Here is a 17,271-nt window from a genome sequence, read left to right on the forward strand (position 1 = left end):
CCAGGTGGCGACCAATAACTATCCCGGTAATACTATCCCGGTATTACTATGGGCATCATGATGGTCCGGATGCCCCACACCCCCGCCGAGGTCGAACGCGGTGAGCGCCTCGGCGCCCTGCTGCGCACCGCGCGGGGTGAGCGGTCGATGCTCGGCATCGCGCTCGACGCCGGCGTCTCGCCCGAGACGCTGCGCAAGATCGAGTCCGGCCGCGTCGCGACGCCCGCGTTCTCGACGATCGCGGCGATCACCGGGGTGCTCGGCCTGTCGCTCGACGACGTCTGGGCCGAGATCGGGGCGGATGCTTCGGCCGGGGTCGCCCGCCGCGTCGCCTCGTAGGGAGTCACCACCCCCACTCAACCCCTCCCACCCCGGTGCGGGATCGATATGTCACGCTCCGGGGCCGTTTGGCGCGGCATATTGATCCCGCACCAGACGAGGCGGGGCGGCGGGATCAGCGGGTGAGCACCGAGTCCAGGAGGCCGGGGAACAGCGCGTCGAGGTCGTCGCGGCGCAGGGTGAGCCGGCGGCGGCGGCCGTCGGGCTCGTTGCGGATGACGCCGGCCTCGCGCAGCACCTTCATGAAATGCGACTTGGTCGACTTCGGAAGGCTCGGGTCGGTGGCGTGACACTCGGCCATGTCGAGGGGGCCGTCGGCGAGCTGGCGCGTGATCGCGAGGCGCTCGGGGTCACTGAGCGCGAAGAGCACGTCGGTCAACTGGATCTCGGTGCGATCCGGGTGCGGGAGTTCGCCAGGCATAGTTCGAGAATAGTTGAACAATCGATGGATGGCGAGTACGCTCCGATAGTTCGATAAAACTCGAACCCTGAGGAGTGAGCATGACCACCACCGAGCCGATCGTCGCGCAGCGGGCGACAGCATCCGCCCTTCGACAGGCTCAGGGACCCAGCGGGGCTCAGGGACCCAGCGGGGCGGGGCGTCGCACTCGCTTCGGATTCCCCCTGGCGGTCGTCGCGCAGATCCTGATGATGGCGGGCGCGAGCGCCCCGTCGCCGTTCTACCCGGTGCTCGCGCAACAGATCGGGTTCGACGCGATCGTCATCAGCGCGGTGTTCGCGGTCTATGCGGTGGCACTGCTGCTGACGCTCCTCACGGCCGGCTCGCTCTCCGATCACATCGGCCGACGGCCGGTCGCGATCGGCGGATTCCTGCTGCTCGCGGCGAGCATGGTGCTGTTCTGGCATGCGGATGCCGTCGCCACCCTGTTCCTCGCTCGCATCCTGCAGGGCGCGGCGAGCGGTCTGCTCATCTCGGCGCTGTCGGCGACGGTGCTCGACTTCGCCCCCGCCGACCGGCCCCGAGCCGCGGGCCTGTGGAACTCGCTGAGCCCGGGCATCGGCCTCGCCTCGGGCGCGCTCGTATCGGGCGTGATGCTCGACGTCACCGGTCAGGCCCTGTTCGATGTGTTCGCGCCGCTCACCGCCGCATACGTCGTGCTCGCGGGACTGTTCTTGGTGATCCCCGAGACGGCGCCGCGCCGGCCCGGAGTGTGGGCGTCGCTGAGCTTCCGACTGTCGGTGCCCGCGAGCATCCGCTCCGATTTCTGGCGCGGCGCACCCGCGGTCGTCGCGGGTTGGGCGACCGGCGGACTCTTCCTCTCGCTCGGCGCGACGATCGTGCGCGGCGAGCTCGGCGGCGAGGCGCACATCTGGCAGGGACTCGGGGTGGTGCTGCTCGCGGGCGTCGGCGCGGTTACCGCCTTCGCGATGCGTCGGGTGAACGCGCGCACGACAGTGATCTTCGGAACATCCGCTCTCGCCGTCGGCACGCTGCTCTCGCTGATCGCGCTCTCGGTCGAGTCGCTCCCCTTCTACCTCGTCGCCGCCGGAGTGACGGGCATGGGGTTCGGCACCGCCTTCTCGGGAGTCGTCGCCTCGCTCGCCCCGAAGATCCCCGTCACCGAAAGGGCCGACACCTTCGCCGTGATCTACGTGCTCGCCTATCTCGCGTTCGGGATCCCGGCCGTCGCCGCCGGGTTGCTCGTGGGCGTCGCCGGGCTCGAGGCCGTCTGCGTCGGATACGGCGTCGTCGTGATCGCGCTCGCCCTCGTGGCGCTGGTACTGCGGGTGCGCCGCACCCCCTAACCCCCCTGCGGGATCGATATGTCACGCCAACGGGCCGTTTGGCGTGACATATCGACCCCGCATGAAGAAATACGCCGGGACCAGGGGCGAGCCGGGGCGCCGCAGTGCCGAGCGGATGCCGCGGCCCGAACGTTCACCCCGCCGCCCCCGTCCGTTCATGGAACCCGCCTATCTTGAGTGCGGACGCGCGACCGCGCTCACGAATCCAAACTTTCTTTGTGTGACAAGCACAAAGAACAGGTATTGTCGAAACGACATACCTCGAAGGCGAGAAAGGGACGAACATGGTCGACATGCGGAAGAGGCGCTGGTCTCTCATCGGACTCACGGCGGCGGCGGCGATCGCACTCACCGGTTGCTCGGCAGGCGGCGAAGAGCCGGCCGGAGAAGGCGAGAGCGGCGGCTCGGGCGACACGCTCATCGTCTACACGAACTCCAACAGCGACGGCCGTGGCGAGTGGATCACCGAGAAGGCCAAGGATGCCGGTATCGACATCGAGATCGTGGGCCTCGGCGGCGCCGACCTGACGAACCGCATCATCGCCGAGAAGAACAACCCCGTCGGCGACGTGGTGTTCGGTCTCAACAACATGTTCTTCGAACAGCTGAAGGCCGAAGAGGCCATCACCGCCTACGAGCCCGAGTGGAGCGGCGAGGTTCCCGCCGACGCCGGCGACCCGGCCGACGGCGTGTTCTGGCCGCTGGTCGAGCAGGCCATCGTCACGGTCTACGACGAGGCGCGCATCACGGATGCTCCCACCGACGAGGAAGACCTCTGGACCGACGAGGAGTACGCCGGCCGCTACGAGGTCAACCCCTCGCTCGGCCAGGCGACGCCTCAGCTGGTACTCGCCAGCATCCTGAGCCGCCACCTCGACGAAGACGGCGACCTGGGCGTGAGCGACGAGGGCTGGGACCTGGTCAAGGACTACTACGCCAACGGTTCGCCCGCGGTCGAGGGCACCGATCTCTACGCCCGCATCACGCGTGACGAGATCGACTACGGCGTGATCCCGTCGAGCGGCATCGCGGCCCGCGACGAGGAATACGGCACCACGACCGGCATGATCGTTCCCGAGTACGGCGTGCCGTACGTGACCGAGCAGATCGCGCAGATCAACGGCACCGGCAACGAGAAGAAGGCGCAGGAGTTCATCGACTGGTTCGGCAGCGCCGACGTGCAGGGCGAGTTCGCGGCCGAGTTCAACTCGATGCCCGTGAACGAGGGCGCGGTCGACAAGGCCAACCCCGAGGTCATCGAGCTGATGGAGACCCTGCCGCGGCAGGAGATCGACTTCGGCTTCGTGAGCGAGAACCTCGGCGCGTGGGTCGAGAAGGTCACGCTCGAGTACATCGGCTGATCCGGCCACCCGTAGAAACCGAACCGCAGAGCAGCGAACCGGCAGAGAAAGAGAACGCGATGATCCGTTTCGACAACGTCGAGGTCACCTTCGGCGATCACCGTGCGGTCTCGCACCTCGATCTCGAGATCCAGGAGGGTGAGTTCTTCACCCTCCTGGGTCCGTCGGGCTGCGGCAAGACCACCGCCCTGCGCGCGCTCGCGGGGTTCGTCGAGCCGACCGCCGGCACCATCCACATCGCCGGGCGCGACGTGACGCGGGTGCCCAGCGAGAAGCGCGGCGTGGGCATGGTCTTCCAGAACTACGCGCTCTTCCCGAGCATGAACGTGCGCGACAACATCGGGTTCGGCCTGTCGGTGCAGAAGGTGTCGAAGGCCGAGCAGAAGCGTCGCGTCGACGAGGTCGCCGACCGCACCGGACTCGCGTCCTCGCAGCTCGACAAGAACGTCTCCGAGCTCTCGGGCGGACAGCAGCAGCGCGTGGCGATCGCCCGCGCGCTCGCACTGACCCCCAGCATCCTGCTGCTCGACGAACCGCTGTCGAACCTCGACGCCAAGCTGCGCGTGCAACTGCGCGAGCAGCTGAAAGAGCTGCAGCACGAGGTGGGCGTGACGACCGTCTACGTCACCCACGATCAAGAAGAGGCCCTCACCCTCAGCGATCGCATCGCCGTGCTCGACGCGGGAACGCTGCAGCAGGTGGGCACTCCCGAGGAGATCTACGACCGCAGCGCGACCCCGTTCGTGTGCCGATTCATCGGCGAGAACAACCGGCTCACTCCGGCCCAGATCGTCGGCCTCGGCGGCGGGCTGGATGCCACGGCCGAAAGCTACGTGCGCCCCGAGAAGCTCCACCTCGCCGATGTCGCAGACGCCGCGAAGGCCCCGGCGTCGCTCGACGGCACGATCGTCGACCGCACGTATCACGGCAGCCACAGCGTCTACACGGTGACGGTGGCGGATGCTTCGCTGCGCGTGAGCGTGACCGCCGCGGCGAGCGCCCATCAGTGGAATCCGGGCGACGCGGTGCGCGTCGAGGCCGACCCGCGCTGGATTCTGCAGTACCCGGCGGCGTGACATGTCGGATTCCCAGAACCCCGGCTCGCAGAACCCCGGTCAGCAGAACTCCTCCCAGCCCGTTCCCCCGCCGTCTGCGGCGATGACCGGCGAGGCCGGCGCGCTCACCGCCACGGCCATCGCGGAGAACATCGCCGATAAGGATGCCGAGAAGAACGTGCGGCGACCGTCGAAGAGGGGCCGGCCCGGAAGCATCCGCGCCATGCTGCGCTCCCCGCTCGCCTGGATCACCGGCATCGTCGTCATCTGGTTCGCCGCCGCGTTCCTCGTGCTGCCGAATGCGGCGCTGCTCGGTGTGACGTTCTTCCCCGACGGGCAGTTCAGCTTCCGTGCGGTCGAGAAGCTGCTCGGCAGCGAGCGGGCGCTGAAGACGCTCGGCAACAGCTTCCTGCTGGCGGTGACCCTGTCGATCACGGTCAACGTGGTGGGTGTGTTCATCGTGCTGGTAACGAAGTACTTCGCGATCCGCGGGGCGAAGTTGCTGTGGCTCGGATACGCGACCACCCTCATCTACGGCGGCATCGTGCTCGCCGCCGGATACAACTTCATCTACGGCCGGTTCGGGTTCTTCACGAACATGATGGTCAACTGGTGGCCCGACATGGACCGCGACTGGTTCTCGGGCTACTTCGCGGTCGTGTTCGTGATGACGTTCGCGACGACCACCAACCACATGCTGTTCCTCTCGTCTTCTCTCGGCAAGGTCGACTATGCGTCGATCGAGGCGGCGAAGCTGATGGGCGCATCGACCTGGACCATCCTGCGCCGCATCGTGCTGCCGGTGATGAAGCCGATGCTGTTCGCCGTCACCGTGCTGACGTTCCTGATCGGTCTCGGTGCGCTGACCGCTCCCCTGGTGCTCGGTGGGCCCGACTTTCAAACGGTGGCGCCGCTCATCATCGACCTGTCGCGCAGCCCCATCACGCGCGACATCGCTGCGCTGCTGGCGATCGTTCTCGGTATCGCGACGATCATCCTGCTGGCGATCATGAACCGCTTCGAGAAGTCGGGCGTGTACTTCTCGGTGGCGAAGGTGGCGACGCCGATCCAGAAGCAGCGCATCCGCAATCCGTTCGCGAACGTGCTCGTGCACGTCGTCGCCTATGCACTGTGGGTGATCTACCTGATCCCGGTGGTGCTCATCGTGATCTTCTCGTTCGTCGATGCCCGCAGCATCCTGGCCGGATCCATCTCGTTCGACAGCTTCACCCTCGACAACTACGTCACGGTGTTCTCGAGCGCCGAGGCGATCCGTCCGTTCATCGTGAGCGTCGTCTACAGCGCGCTGGCCTCGCTGATCGTCGTCGGTGGCCTGCTGTTCGTGGCGCGCATGCTGCAGAAGCACCGCAACCTGCTCACCACCGCGATCGAGTACGTGCTGCACATCCCGTGGATCCTGCCGATCGTGCTGATCGCGCTCGCGCTGCTGATGGCGTTCGACAAGCCGCAGGCGATCGTCGGAGGGATCGTGCTCACGGGCACACCGATCCTGCTGCTCATCGCGTACATCTGCGTGAAGATCCCGTTCACGCTGCGCCTGCTGAAGGCCGGGTTCGCGTCGGTGCCGGATTCGCTCGAAGACGCCTCGCGCATTCTCGGGGCGAAGTCGCTGCAGACGTTCCGCCGGGTGCTGATTCCGCTGGTGCTGCCGACGGCCGCCGCGATCACGGCGCTCAACTTCAACAGCCTGCTCGACGACTACGACGCGGCGATCTTCCTCTACCACCCGCTGTACAAGCCGCTGGGTGTGGCGATTCAGGAGAGCACGCGCGGTGAGAACAATCTCGACGCGATGCCCATCACCTTCGTCTACACGGTGCTGCTGATGATCATCATGGGTGTCACCATGTATCTCGTGTATGGACGAGGTGCGCGGGCCGGATCGCCCCGACACGTGAAGAAGCAGCGGGCATGACGGCGGATATGAGCGGGATGGATGCCGGGAAGAAGGGTTCCCAGCAGACGGGCGCGGTGCAGGAGGGTGCTCACCGCGCGGATGCCGGTCGCACGGAGCATGCTGCGGGGGCCGCGAGCTCGTCTCGCGACGTGGCGACTCCGGCGTTGCGGGTCACTATCAGTGATGTCGCAGCGGCGGCCGGCGTCTCCCGCGCCACCGCAACACGGGCGTTGAAGGGCGAGGGGCGCTTCGCCCCCGACACCCAGCAGCGCATCATCGAGGCGGCCGAGCGGCTGGGGTATGTGCGCAACACGATGGCGGCCGAGCTCGCCGCCGGGCGCACCGAGACCGTCGGCCTCATGCTGCGCGACGCGAGCAACCCCGCCTACGGTCTGCTGTTCTCGCGACTGCAAGACGAAGCGCACCGCCGCGGACTCGACCTCGTGACCGTGACGATCGGTGCCGACGAGCAGGGTGCCAAGCAGGTCAACGCGCTGCACCGACTCATGGGCATGCGCGTCGCCGGACTCATCGTCGCGACCGGTGGCATCACGGCCGCGCAGCTCGAGCCGTTCGCCGACCAGGTGCCGATCGTGCGCGCCGGTCGGGTGGAGTCGGCCGGGCGCATCCACACCGCGCACTACGACGACCCGGCGCATGGGCGGCTGCTCGCCTCGCACGTCGGTGCGCTGGGGCACCGCACCGTCGTCGTGCTGGCGGGTAGTGCCGAGGCGTCGTACCCGGAGTATCTGCGCGGGGTCGCGATGCGCGACACCCTCGTCGCCGCAGGAGTCGGCGTCACGATGATCTCGGCCGGAGCACGGCCCGACGAGGGTGTTTCCGAGGCGCTCGATGCGGTGCGGGCTGGGGCGACCGCGGTGATGTGCGCATCGGACTACCGCCAGCTGGCCGTGATGCGCGCGCTGTCGGCTGCCGGCCTCTCGGTACCCGGTGATGTGAGTGTCACGGGGTGCGACGGCATCCTTCCCGGAGCCGATCTACTGGGACTCACCACCCTGCGGATTCCGGTCGAAGACGTCGCCGCCGCCACCGTCGAGACGATGCAGGCGTTGCTGGATGGTGGGGCGGATGCTGTCGTGCGCCGCGCGTTCACCGGCGTTCTCGTGCCCGGCTCGACGGCTGCCGCTGTCTGAGTTTCTCGTTTCCGATTGACCGCTTGACCGTTCGCTGACCTGGAAGAGACATGATCCTCACCGAACATCCCCGTCCGTCGCACACCTTCGTGCACATCTCCGACACGCACCTGCCGGGCAGGAGGTCGCCGCTCTACGGCAGCGAGACCGACCCTGATTCGAACCTGCTGCTGTTGCTGTCGCGGCTGGTCGATTCGGGGCTACGGCCCGACGCGTTGCTGATGACCGGCGACATGGCCGACCGGGGCGACGCCTCGGCCTACCGGCGGTTGCGTGACCTTGTGTCGCCTGTCGCCGAAGAGCTGGGATGCGAGGTCGTGTGGGCGGCCGGAAACCACGACGAGCGCACGGCCATGCGCACGGAGTTGGGGCTTGCGGGTTCCGGTGCCGAGCCCGTGACGGAGGTGCGTTGGTTCGGCGGACTGCGCGTGATCGTCGCCGACTCGACTGTTCCGGGAAAGCACTGGGGCGAGGTGCCTTCGTCGCAGCTCGCGTGGTTGTCGTCGGAGCTGTCGACGCCCGCCCCCGAGGGAACGCTGCTGATGATGCATCACCCGCCGCTGCCGACCGTGCTCGACCTCGCGGTGACGGTCGAGCTGCGCGGGCAGGCCGAGCTGGCTGCGGTGCTGCGGGGGTCGGATGTGCGCGGCATCCTGTCGGGGCACGTGCACCACCCGTCGTTCGGCACGTTCGCGGGGATTCCCGTGGCGGTCGCGTCGTCGAGCGCCTATGGGCAGGATCTGGCTCAGCCGCGCGGTGCGACGCGGGGTCAGGATGCCGCGCAGGGCTACAACCTCGTGCAGGTCTACGCCGAGTCGGTCGTGCACTCGGTCGTGTCGCTCGAGCTCGGCGCCGATGTCGGCGAGCCCGTCGACGCCGACGAGGCCCGGCGGCGCATCGCCGGCCGCGGGATCGGGTGGCGCTCCTAGTTGGTGGCGTGAGGGGTCAAAACACGCCGCGCCGGGGCATCCGCCTGCGGCGTGTCTTGACACCTCACCTGGGTGCCTGAGCCTGTCGAAGGGCCCCCGGCGCCTCAGCCGAAGTGGGGCCGCAACTGTTCAGGAATGTCGTGGAACGTCTCAGGCGTCAGTTCCCACCGAGAAGCATCCTTATCTTCGAACGTGACCTCATACTTCCCGTTGGTCCGATCGAATTGCACGAGAAGCTTGAGCGGGAGCGGGTCACCCGCTTTGAAGTAGCTGTCGGTATAGCCCTTGACCGCGTCTTTGATTCGATACGGAGAAGCCGCTACCGATTCCACCGCTCCATCAGCCGAGTATGCGAAGCCGAAAACGCTATTGACCTTCACGCCGTCGAGACCGAGCACCATGGCGAAGCAATCCCATTCCTCTTTCGCCGTCATGTGTTCAGCGAGCGCATGGATCAGTGCTGTCGTGGGATCTGACATCTCAGTAAACTCCTCGGTTCTGCGACACTACATCGCGCTGCTTGGCACGCGATCGAAGGTCTGTCCGCTTACGTTGTCAAATGAAACCATCTTCGTCCGCTCGAGGCCGGTCGTCGGATCTGTGACGGTATAGCTCACCTCAAAGCTATCAGGGCGGACTGCTCCGGGCGGATAGACATCAATCTCGTAGTCGACGTAGTGCCCCTTGCTCACCCAGTCGCCCCACTCGTTCTCCATCGTCTTCCACGCGCCGAGATTGAGGTTCGCCGCCTGAGGCACGATGCCTGTGTCAGGGGTATCACTGAAGAAGCGGTGCGCACCCAGATGCCCCCCGTGGTCACCATCGTCTCCGAGGTGACCGATCGCCGTGGCGTTGTCGCCTCGGGGGGTCTTCTCGGGAATCTCAGTGATCCGACCGTGCTCACCGATCGGTCGATTCGTGTCGGGATCCCACAGCGTGGTCTTCGTGTTCCCACCATGAGTGGTCACGTCATGCCCGAAAGTGTCGATGTCGGTGACACCGTCCCGGTTCGTTTCCTGCTTGCGTCCGTGCTTGCGCAGCAGCTCCGCCAGTTGGCTCACGTGGATCGGAACGCCGTCGAGAGAGTCGGTGAGTGATCGGATCACAGGTTTCAAGCTCATGGTCAGTCTCCCGTGATGTTGAGGCTCGATAGATCAGACATCAACCGTTGTGTGAGCGACTCGACATCCGAGGCGTGCATCTCCATCTCGCCCTGGGCCTGCTCCAGTGCCTGCAGGTCGGCGTAGAACTCATCCGGGTCGCCCGCGACGGCCTCGACGATCGGGGCATCCAGCGCTGCCATGATGATCGCCGGAAGCTGCTCCGCCAACGGTTCAATCACCATCGGCAACACCTGGTTCAACACTTGCTCCACCGCGATATCCACGGCTGCGTTCAACAGCTTCTTCTTGATCAGCAGCATCGGCCCCGCACCGACTGCGGTGACCGGGTTCGTCAACATCGCGACCAGAGTGATCAGGGTCGTCGACACATCGAGAATGACCTTCATCTTCAGAGCGAAGACCGCGTCCGACGCGATATCGATCCCCGTCGGCACGGGCCCCAGAATATCGAGCAACTTCTGCAGGTTCTGCGAACGGTTCTGGTTCCACGCGCCGACATACGCCGGCCCGGCCTGCCCTCGCATCGCCTCCGCCATGTCGCCGTTGACCTTCCGGTCGACAACCTGGATCTTGCCTTCCAGCTCGTCACGGAACGCAAGCATCATCCCGGACCCACGACGCAACTCGTCCTCGTCGATATCAGGCCACTCGAAGCCGAGCTTCTCCATGACCCAAACCAATTCATTGGGCAACATCATGCCCATAACGCACCCCTCTTCACGCTTTCGGGCGTTCAACAACACACACAGCTATACGTGCCGCCGAGACACAAACCACGCCGCACCGGGTGGAACGGCAAAACCGCTCACACAAAACGCGAGCGGTAGGAGGAACGCCGCAGAGTCTGGCAACTCACCACAGCCCTGACGGTTCCCCTCAAGCCGGGTCAGCCGCCCGCGAGCTCGGAGTCCTTGTCGCGGATCGAGTCCGCCATGCGGTCGAGCGCCTGTGCCATGTCGTTCACGGCCTCGGCTGCGTCGTCGAGGGATGCCGTGAGCTCGGAGTACGCGGTCGAGTACGCGTCGGACGCGTTCTCGGTCTTGAACCCGTCCTGCACCAGGTCATCGATGACACCCTGAAGCTCCTTCAGAGTGTCCGTGACGGTGCTACGCCCGTCACGGAGACGCGCAGCCGCGCCTTCCATCTCGCTGTATGTTGCACCAAAATCATGTCCAGCCATGACGGCCCCCTCCGATTCAGCCTCAGGCCCCCCTGAGCGTCTGTTGCAGCAGAGAATACCGGAGTCGCGGAACATCGCAAATCCCGACACCGGTATCCGGGGCGTCCGCGCATCGGTCTCGAGCCCGCGCCGTCGCACACCGTGGTGCGAACGGAGGTTGCGGGAGAGGTCTCCTCGCTACCTCTTCACGGGCTGATCGGTCGAGAGGTCCAACTCCCGCAATGTGAACCCGTCAGGCACTCTGTCCGTCCCTTGGAACGCAGCGAAGATCTCTGCTGCTTCGTCCCCGGTGAAGATCTCGTTCTCGAAGACACGGACCGAACGCTCCGCGCTGATCGGCAACAGCACTGTCGAACCACCAGCAGGCTGCGGCTTTCCCACGGTGTAGAGATGCGTCTTCCCGTCGTCTCCGAACTGCCGCACCTCAATGGTCATCCCGTCAGCTGAGCCAGCCGCCTGGATGAACGTCTCACCGATATCACTTCGCCGGACGAGGATGCTCTCCGGGTTCGGGGCCCGCCAGATGACGTATGTGAACGCCTCTTCCCCGTCGAGGTGGCCCAACATCATCCTGAGGTGGTCAGGAATCGGACGCCGCCTGTCGTCGATCCAGCTCGTTAGTCCGCTGGGGGACGTCTGCGCATAGGGGCCATACATCGGCATTGTTGCTCCTTTACCGCGAACAGCCCTAGCTTCCCAAATGTAGTTCTCGAAGCGCGAGTGATTCGGCGACCTTGTTGTTCAAGAAGTAGCCGTAGAAGACCTCAGCTGCTTCATCGGCTGTGAAGACTTCAGTCGGGTAGAGGGCGGTGCTGTGACGCCCCTCATCCCAGCGGATGACCTCCGTTGGGGCATCCCCGGGTCCGGGACGGGCCTTCCCGACGGCGTACTGGTGCGCAGCACCTGCAGAATCAATAGTTCGCACTTCGATCGTCATCGCCTCTGCGGAGCCCGCGCATTGGATGTACTCATCCGACTCGGGAATGTCTTCCAAGAGGTCGGCGTCGATCGGGGCGCGCCACAAGCTGTACCCCCAGGACGAGTGACCATCGAGATTGTTCAGCGATCGCCGAATCTGCTCCGGATAGGACCTGAAGGTGTCTCTTAGTGCACCTCGCATGAATCCGTCGAGTTGCCTGATATGCGTCGGCCGACTCACGCGACGTTCTCCCACGAGGCCAGGCCAGGGTTCGCAGCAAACAACGCACTCACCCGCGTGCCGGGTCTGTGATCAGCAACGGGTTGCTGATCGCCATGCCCTGGAGCACGTCATCCGTCGACGACGCCTTGGCGGCCTCGACCTCGTCGTCGGTGAGCCCGATGGCCTGCCAGAACTCGACCCGGCCGTTCGGGGTGTCGATGGCGGCGACGACGGGATCCATAGTCACGGCGAGAGTGGTCAGGGTGGAGCCCGGTTCGCCGGCGGCCAGATCGGGCAGACGGATGCGGTCGCCGAGCCACAACTCCTGGGGCCCGTGTCGCACGTAGTCGGCGAGGTTGCTCAATGCTCTGTAGGGCCACTGAGGCGGAGCATCCTCCTCGGGGAGGGCTCGGACCCGCATGGTGAGTTCGTACCCGTAGCCGCTGGTGGTGGGTTCGTCGGATTCCTTCGCCCACAGTTCCGTCAGGCCGTAGGTGACGTAGAACCAGTGGTCGTCGCCGCGCAGCGCCGAGCACCCTTGCAGCGGCGAACCGAAGTGCAGGCCGGGCATGTACGCCACGTGAAACTCATGAGTCTCGGGGTAGTGGCGGGATACGGCTTCCGTCACGGCGTTCCAGCCGCGCTCGTCGAGATCGTTCCCCTCGGAGATGCTCATCGCCACATCCTAACCGGGAGCAAAATGCCCCCTCCGCTACCGTTGACCGCTCTTCCGTTTGACCCCGCGCGGAACCCATTTCCACTGCAGTGCCGGCCCATCGATCTGCTTCACGATGAACTCCCGCCCGCACGCCGCGCACTGCACCCGGTAGGTCATCGACCACCCCGGTTCGGCGGTCGAGACGATGCGCACGTTACCCGCACGCTCTTCCTCGTTCGGGTCGTATCCGTCGCCGTCGAGGTACGCGTCGCAGCAGCAGGAGCGGTGCTCATTAGTTCGGAGCATCCGGCCATGCCCAGTCCAGTGTCGCCGCATGGAGTTGCGCAGCCATACGGCGGCGACTCGACGCGGCTCGCTTCGTATCGTCGTTCCCCAGTCGCGACCACTGCCACTCGGCCGGGTAGAGGTGCAGCGCGAGCGTGGAAGCGTCGGAGTCGTGCGAATCGACGGCGTGGACCATCGTGAAGGCGTAGTCCCGCACCCTCCACACATAGCGAAGAGGCGAGGCGAGGCGTTGACGGCTCAGCTTCTGGCCGTACCCCTCTTCGGGATCGAGAAGCGATTCCGCGTGAAACCCGTCACCTCCGAAGAAGTGCACGAACGCCATGAGGAGCGATCGCTGAAGCTCGGCCAGCTGCGCGTCTGCCTCATCGCTGCCATCGGAACGCGCGAGCGGGAAGATCTTCACCTGGTCGTTCTCGATCGCCCAGGGGCTGAGTTCGCGCCAACTCACCTCGACGCTGACGTGCCCCGCCGCATCGCGTCGCTCACCTCGACGAATGCGCTCGATCTCCTCCACGATCGCGAGACCATCCGCGATCTGGACGAAACCCTTCACCGAAGGATGCCGCTACGCACCCAGCGCCGACTGGATCTGCCCGGCCAGCTTCTCGACGGCCTTGCGGTTCTTCACGCCGTCCATGAGGGCCGGCGGGCGGTTGTGGTGCACGTCGAGTGAGATCGACACGTCGGATCCGGATGCTGCGGGCGTCGTCACCGCGCGGCCGAGCAGCTCCCAGTTGAGCATGGTCTTGCGGGTCTGGAAGTCGATTTGCGTGGCGTCGGGGCTCTGCCCGAGAACCTTGGCCTTGTTGTCGGCGAGTACACGCTGGATCGTCGCGATGGTGGTCGCGGCATCCGCGTTCGAATGGAATGTGGTGGTCGCTTCAGATGACATGTGGTCCCCCTCGGTGTCGGTGAGGCCAGGTTAGCGAATGGGGGCCGGGGTGTCTGTGGGCACCTCTACCTGGCGCGCCGCGCCACACCGCGGTATCGCTCGCGAGGATCCGCATGAACTGCCAGTTGATGAAGATCCGTTCGCGACCACGTTCGAATGGAATGTGGTGGTCGCTTCAGATGACACTGCTGTCGGAGCAGGTCGGTTTGCTCAGAGTAGCGAAAGGGCACACCTGATCGTGGAGTCGGAGTGCACACGGAGGTGCCGCTTCGCGTGCACTCGTCGGGGCTCAACCCGCGGGGAGAGGGGGGTGCGTGAAGCTGTGATCTGCCAGCACTACGAGCAGCCCGCTCGCGAACGCTGCCGTGAGCCCGGCAAGGATCATAAACACCATCAGGTCGCTCGCCTTCAGCTCGGAATGCCGAAGCGCGCGCTTCACGGCCCGCTCGCTCCCCTTCCCGAGGAAGAAGCCCATGTATGTGTACCAGTTGTACAGACGCGACCAGCCGATCAGCATCAGAGCAAACGAGAACAGGAATGCCGCAAAGAGCGACAGAACGAAGATGAACTGGTTCTCGGCGATGGCGATCTTGAAGAACGTGGCTACGGGTGCGATGAACACTTCGGCGAGCCAGCCGCCGACGCCTGGCTGTGCTGGACTCGCCGCGACGTCTGCAGCGATCCGGGCGCGAAGACTCTCCAGGCTAGCGCCAGCATGCTCAGCCGTGAAGATTGCGATCCACGCCCAGACTGTAGCAGCGAGGGCGAGAATCACCTCGGTCGCGACGATCGCGGACGCACGGTCCCAAAGTCGCCAACGACGTGCTCGAACAGCGCCAACCGTTGACGTGACTACTACTCCCGCGATGACCCCCAGCACGAACCAGCTGAGAACCGTGTAGTAGCTGGCGAACAGCGCGGCCGCTACAGCGACCGCGACGAACGCACCCCACTCAGCGCCGTCGGACGCCGAAGGAGCTTTTTCCGTCATCACTTTCGGTGCAGAGTTCGTCATATTGCTGATGACGACCCGACTGTTGTCGATGGAGACGGTCACGTCGCCGTTGATTGACTCTCCGGCCACGACGGCCGACGATCCGCGATCTGCCGACCCTGCCCCCTTCGCCTGAGGCAATGTCTTCTTCGTTCGGGCGAGCTGGATCAACGGCGGGATACTCGCCACCCCGGCACCCACAAGGGCAGAAATACTCTGCACCGCGATCTCGGTCATCATGTCGGTCATCTGGTCTCCTGTTGCTCTCAGGCCTCTCCTTAGTGGAGGGCGTCCAGGAGCGAGCGTAGGGGACACATCGGACACTCGACATCCGTCCCGTGGAATATCGAAATACCTGGTGAGAGATCTAAACGAGCGACACCAACACGCTGGGGCAGGCGGCATGCGTACCTCCGCCTGGCGCAAAGAAGACCGGGACGCTTCAGGCGTCCGCCGCTCACATGCGCCGCGATCACCACGAGACAAGGAACGAACGTGTAAAAATTTCGATCGATTTTTTACACGTTCTCGGCATGTGCAGATTTCTTTACAGATCGAGTGGCGAGCATCTTGTCTGTGCAAACCTCCGAGTAGCGTGCTTTCAGACCCTCTCTCAGCAAGGAGTACTCCGTGAGCCTGACTGATACCCAGCTCGACCGCGCTGTCGGCACCGTGCTCGCCTCGGCCGCGGGCGATGCCCTCGGTTCGCAGTACGAATTCGGGCCCGCGCTCGATGATTCGGTGACGCCCGAGTTCGGCGTCGGACAGTTCGGACACGGCATCGGTGAGTGGACCGATGACACGAGCATGGCCGTGCCGATCCTCGACGTGCTCGCCCGCGGTGATCGCCTCGAAGATGCAGGCTCACGTGAGGAGATCGTCGGACGGTGGATCGGTTGGGCGCAGACCGCGAAAGACGTCGACGCTCAGACCCGGGCCGTGCTCTCGCGCATCCCGCAGCCGCTCACCGAGGCCGACGTGCTGGCGGCGTCGCGTGGCGAGCACGAACGCGCCGGACGCAGCGGCGGCAACGGGGCGCTCATGCGCACGGGTCCGCTCGCGCTCGGGTATCTCGACCGGCCGGCCACCGAGCTCGCGTCCGCCGCCGAGGCGATCTCGAAGCTGACCCACTGGGAGCAAGACAGCGCCTCGGCCTGCATCCTCTGGTCGGCGGCAATCCGGCATGCGGTGCTGACCGGCGAGTTGGACGTTCGAGGTCAGTTGGCTTTGCTGCCAGCGGCGGATGCTGCGCGCTGGGGCTCCTTGATCGACGAGGCGCTCGTGCCGGGCGCGCATCCGCGGGACTTCATGGCGCAGAACGGGTGGGTTGTGCGGGCGTTCCAGGGTGCGCTGGCCGCCGTGGCCGAGGCGTCGTCACTCGTCGATGCGCTCGAGCGGGCCGTGCGCGGTGGGGCCGATACGGATACGGTCGCCGCGATCGCCGGGTCGTTAGGTGGCGCGGTGTGGGGTGCGGGGGCGTTGCCGGCGGAGTGGATTGGGGTGCTGCATGGGTGGCCTGGGTATGCGGCTGGGGATTTGACGCGACAGGTAGAAGCAGCGGTGGGCCGGTAGCGCTTACCGCTCCGGCCAGAGTCCTACGGATTGCCGATACTCCGTCGCTTCCACTTCATCGCTGAACTCGAGGATGTTCCCCACCTTGCTGAGCAGGACATCGCGAACTTCCGCCGGGGTCGCGAAGAAGAACTCCTTGCGTGCATTCGCCCGGTTGACAGCTCGCCCCGCGAAATGACGATGCAGGTCAGCTTCGAGCGTTACGGCATCCTCTGAGAAGAAGAGAGCGTGCGTGTCGAACCTGAATGGGACCGATGCTCCCCCGAGCTCGTAGATTCGCTCGCGAGGCTCGAGCCGTCGCGTGAGCCCGATTTTGACCACGTTCTTACCGAACGCACCTTGGTTCGAAATCACGTACACGTAACCCGCACGGATGTTCGCGGCCCTGTAATCGTTCTGGATGATGGCCTCGTCAATTGCGGCGAGTCTGTCGACTAGCGCTTGGTCACCGCCGCCCGTCTGCTCAAGAGCCGCGAGGGTGTTCAGTAGGTGTGAGCGTTCTTTGTCGAGACGCGCACGTTCGTCAGCCAACTCCTTCTCGACGCGGCGCTCTTCGCGAAGACGGGCCCGTTCTTCGCGCTCGGCCTCGCGCTCTTGCTGCTTCTTGATCAGCCAGTCTGCCGTGAGTTCAATCTCTCGGACTCGAAGGTCGTGGAACTCGTCGCTGATGTGCATCTCCATCAACTTTCCGAGCTTTGCAATGGATGCTCGGGACGCCTGAAGCCTCTTCTTGGCTGTGACGACGTTTCCGGCACGAAGCGTGCGAAGTGCGTTGGGGAATGCTGTCGGTTTGGTTGACTCCAGCGCTGTGAGGATTTTGGTTCTCGCGGGAGGATGGTCAACGTGCCGAAAGCATTTCCCAAGGAGTTCAGGAACGATGT

Annotated in this window: 21 protein-coding genes; 8 read left to right on the plus strand and 13 right to left on the minus strand. The window is 65.2% G+C overall.

Features of this window, described 5'->3' with window-relative positions:
• The first annotated feature begins 60 nt into the window (after positions 1-60).
• Positions 61-339 (plus strand): helix-turn-helix domain-containing protein, encoded by a 279-nt coding sequence (locus tag ACIOSY_RS15565; protein ID WP_400854939.1) that lies wholly within the window; start codon positions 61-63, stop codon positions 337-339.
• Between the two features lie 115 nt (positions 340-454).
• Here ACIOSY_RS15565 and ACIOSY_RS15570 read toward each other — a convergent pair whose 3' ends face one another.
• Complete coding sequence (locus ACIOSY_RS15570) at positions 455-760, minus strand: ArsR/SmtB family transcription factor (protein WP_400854899.1); 306 nt, start codon at positions 758-760, stop codon at positions 455-457.
• An 80-nt stretch (positions 761-840) separates the two neighbouring features.
• On the opposite strand from ACIOSY_RS15570, the gene ACIOSY_RS15575 reads away from it, so the two are divergent.
• The 6 genes from ACIOSY_RS15575 to ACIOSY_RS15600 all read left to right on the plus strand — a co-directional run bounded on the left by ACIOSY_RS15575 (position 841) and on the right by ACIOSY_RS15600 (position 8,523).
• The gene (locus tag ACIOSY_RS15575) at positions 841-2,106 is read left to right on the plus strand and encodes an MFS transporter (RefSeq protein WP_400854901.1); all 1,266 of its coding nucleotides are present in this window, start codon (positions 841-843) and stop codon (positions 2,104-2,106) included.
• Between the two features lie 284 nt (positions 2,107-2,390).
• Positions 2,391-3,467 (plus strand): extracellular solute-binding protein, encoded by a 1,077-nt coding sequence (locus ACIOSY_RS15580; RefSeq protein WP_400854903.1) that lies wholly within the window; start codon positions 2,391-2,393, stop codon positions 3,465-3,467.
• Between the two features lie 59 nt (positions 3,468-3,526).
• Complete coding sequence (locus ACIOSY_RS15585; RefSeq protein WP_400854905.1) at positions 3,527-4,543, plus strand: ABC transporter ATP-binding protein; 1,017 nt, start codon at positions 3,527-3,529, stop codon at positions 4,541-4,543.
• 1 nt (position 4,544) lies between these two features.
• Complete coding sequence (locus ACIOSY_RS15590) at positions 4,545-6,458, plus strand: ABC transporter permease (RefSeq protein ID WP_400854907.1); 1,914 nt, start codon at positions 4,545-4,547, stop codon at positions 6,456-6,458.
• Positions 6,455-7,594 carry a LacI family DNA-binding transcriptional regulator gene (locus ACIOSY_RS15595; RefSeq protein WP_400854909.1) on the plus strand — a complete coding sequence of 380 codons (1,140 nt, stop codon included), beginning with the start codon at positions 6,455-6,457 and terminating at the stop codon, positions 7,592-7,594. Before ACIOSY_RS15590 ends, ACIOSY_RS15595 begins: the two co-directional genes overlap by 4 nt.
• 50 nt (positions 7,595-7,644) lie before the next feature.
• Positions 7,645-8,523: a metallophosphoesterase gene (locus ACIOSY_RS15600; protein ID WP_400854911.1), complete on the plus strand. Its 879-nt coding sequence runs from the start codon at positions 7,645-7,647 to the stop codon at positions 8,521-8,523.
• A gap of 104 nt (positions 8,524-8,627) precedes the next feature.
• Here ACIOSY_RS15600 and ACIOSY_RS15605 read toward each other — a convergent pair whose 3' ends face one another.
• The 11 genes from ACIOSY_RS15605 to ACIOSY_RS15655 form a co-directional block, all read right to left on the minus strand.
• On the minus strand, positions 8,628-9,002 hold the full coding sequence (locus ACIOSY_RS15605) for a hypothetical protein (RefSeq protein ID WP_400854913.1): 375 nt from the start codon (positions 9,000-9,002) through the stop codon (positions 8,628-8,630).
• A 27-nt stretch (positions 9,003-9,029) separates the two neighbouring features.
• Positions 9,030-9,644: a DNA/RNA non-specific endonuclease gene (locus tag ACIOSY_RS15610; RefSeq protein WP_400854915.1), complete on the minus strand. Its 615-nt coding sequence runs from the start codon at positions 9,642-9,644 to the stop codon at positions 9,030-9,032.
• Between the two features lie 2 nt (positions 9,645-9,646).
• Positions 9,647-10,351 carry a hypothetical protein gene (locus ACIOSY_RS15615; RefSeq protein WP_400854917.1) on the minus strand — a complete coding sequence of 235 codons (705 nt, stop codon included), beginning with the start codon at positions 10,349-10,351 and terminating at the stop codon, positions 9,647-9,649.
• A 182-nt stretch (positions 10,352-10,533) separates the two neighbouring features.
• Positions 10,534-10,827: a WXG100 family type VII secretion target gene (locus ACIOSY_RS15620; protein WP_400850331.1), complete on the minus strand. Its 294-nt coding sequence runs from the start codon at positions 10,825-10,827 to the stop codon at positions 10,534-10,536.
• Between the two features lie 177 nt (positions 10,828-11,004).
• The gene (locus tag ACIOSY_RS15625; RefSeq protein WP_400854919.1) at positions 11,005-11,490 is read right to left on the minus strand and encodes a hypothetical protein; all 486 of its coding nucleotides are present in this window, start codon (positions 11,488-11,490) and stop codon (positions 11,005-11,007) included.
• 25 nt (positions 11,491-11,515) lie between these two features.
• Complete coding sequence (locus ACIOSY_RS15630) at positions 11,516-11,986, minus strand: hypothetical protein (protein WP_400854921.1); 471 nt, start codon at positions 11,984-11,986, stop codon at positions 11,516-11,518.
• Between the two features lie 49 nt (positions 11,987-12,035).
• On the minus strand, positions 12,036-12,644 hold the full coding sequence (locus ACIOSY_RS15635) for a suppressor of fused domain protein (protein WP_400854923.1): 609 nt from the start codon (positions 12,642-12,644) through the stop codon (positions 12,036-12,038).
• A 36-nt stretch (positions 12,645-12,680) separates the two neighbouring features.
• Positions 12,681-12,932, minus strand: a complete 252-nt coding sequence (locus tag ACIOSY_RS15640; protein WP_400854925.1) for a hypothetical protein — start codon at positions 12,930-12,932, stop codon at positions 12,681-12,683.
• A complete protein-coding gene (locus ACIOSY_RS15645; protein ID WP_400854927.1) occupies positions 12,919-13,485 on the minus strand; it encodes a hypothetical protein in 567 nt (188 codons plus the stop codon). The genes ACIOSY_RS15640 and ACIOSY_RS15645 overlap by 14 nt, the downstream gene beginning before the upstream one ends.
• 12 nt (positions 13,486-13,497) lie before the next feature.
• Positions 13,498-13,824, minus strand: coding sequence for a hypothetical protein (locus ACIOSY_RS15650; RefSeq protein ID WP_400854929.1), 327 nt, complete (start codon positions 13,822-13,824; stop codon positions 13,498-13,500).
• Positions 13,825-14,113: 289 nt separating this feature from the next.
• Entirely contained in the window at positions 14,114-15,067 is a 954-nt protein-coding gene (locus ACIOSY_RS15655; protein ID WP_400854931.1) for a hypothetical protein, read from the minus strand.
• Positions 15,068-15,448: 381 nt separating this feature from the next.
• Between ACIOSY_RS15655 and ACIOSY_RS15660 the strand changes: the two genes are divergently transcribed.
• Entirely contained in the window at positions 15,449-16,390 is a 942-nt protein-coding gene (locus tag ACIOSY_RS15660; RefSeq protein ID WP_400854933.1) for an ADP-ribosylglycohydrolase family protein, read from the plus strand.
• A 3-nt stretch (positions 16,391-16,393) separates the two neighbouring features.
• Here ACIOSY_RS15660 and ACIOSY_RS15665 read toward each other — a convergent pair.
• The coding region (locus ACIOSY_RS15665) for a DUF4041 domain-containing protein (RefSeq protein ID WP_400854935.1) at positions 16,394-17,271 on the minus strand (878 nt) is incomplete at its 5' end.

It is taken from the genome of Microbacterium sp. NPDC087665 (genome assembly GCF_044743285.1).
In the GTDB taxonomy this organism is placed as follows: domain Bacteria; phylum Actinomycetota; class Actinomycetes; order Actinomycetales; family Microbacteriaceae; genus Microbacterium.

Bases quoted from the DNA above. Each gene is read 5' to 3' on its own strand.
- ACIOSY_RS15580 (WP_400854903.1), top strand. From the start codon at position 2,391: ATGGTCGACATGCGGAAGAGGCGCTGGTCTCTCATCGGACTCACGGCG.
- ACIOSY_RS15620 (WP_400850331.1), bottom strand. From the start codon at position 10,827: ATGGCTGGACATGATTTTGGTGCAACATACAGCGAGATGGAAGGCGCG.
- ACIOSY_RS15585 (WP_400854905.1), top strand. From the start codon at position 3,527: ATGATCCGTTTCGACAACGTCGAGGTCACCTTCGGCGATCACCGTGCG.
- ACIOSY_RS15655 (WP_400854931.1), bottom strand. From the start codon at position 15,067: ATGACCGACATGATGACCGAGATCGCGGTGCAGAGTATTTCTGCCCTT.
- ACIOSY_RS15565 (WP_400854939.1), top strand. From the start codon at position 61: ATGGTCCGGATGCCCCACACCCCCGCCGAGGTCGAACGCGGTGAGCGC.
- ACIOSY_RS15625 (WP_400854919.1), bottom strand. From the start codon at position 11,490: ATGCCGATGTATGGCCCCTATGCGCAGACGTCCCCCAGCGGACTAACG.
- ACIOSY_RS15605 (WP_400854913.1), bottom strand. From the start codon at position 9,002: ATGTCAGATCCCACGACAGCACTGATCCATGCGCTCGCTGAACACATG.
- ACIOSY_RS15595 (WP_400854909.1), top strand. From the start codon at position 6,455: ATGACGGCGGATATGAGCGGGATGGATGCCGGGAAGAAGGGTTCCCAG.
- ACIOSY_RS15640 (WP_400854925.1), bottom strand. From the start codon at position 12,932: ATGCTCCGAACTAATGAGCACCGCTCCTGCTGCTGCGACGCGTACCTC.
- ACIOSY_RS15635 (WP_400854923.1), bottom strand. From the start codon at position 12,644: ATGAGCATCTCCGAGGGGAACGATCTCGACGAGCGCGGCTGGAACGCC.
- ACIOSY_RS15590 (WP_400854907.1), top strand. From the start codon at position 4,545: ATGTCGGATTCCCAGAACCCCGGCTCGCAGAACCCCGGTCAGCAGAAC.
- ACIOSY_RS15570 (WP_400854899.1), bottom strand. From the start codon at position 760: ATGCCTGGCGAACTCCCGCACCCGGATCGCACCGAGATCCAGTTGACC.
- ACIOSY_RS15600 (WP_400854911.1), top strand. From the start codon at position 7,645: ATGATCCTCACCGAACATCCCCGTCCGTCGCACACCTTCGTGCACATC.
- ACIOSY_RS15650 (WP_400854929.1), bottom strand. From the start codon at position 13,824: ATGTCATCTGAAGCGACCACCACATTCCATTCGAACGCGGATGCCGCG.
- ACIOSY_RS15575 (WP_400854901.1), top strand. From the start codon at position 841: ATGACCACCACCGAGCCGATCGTCGCGCAGCGGGCGACAGCATCCGCC.
- ACIOSY_RS15615 (WP_400854917.1), bottom strand. From the start codon at position 10,351: ATGGGCATGATGTTGCCCAATGAATTGGTTTGGGTCATGGAGAAGCTC.
- ACIOSY_RS15610 (WP_400854915.1), bottom strand. From the start codon at position 9,644: ATGAGCTTGAAACCTGTGATCCGATCACTCACCGACTCTCTCGACGGC.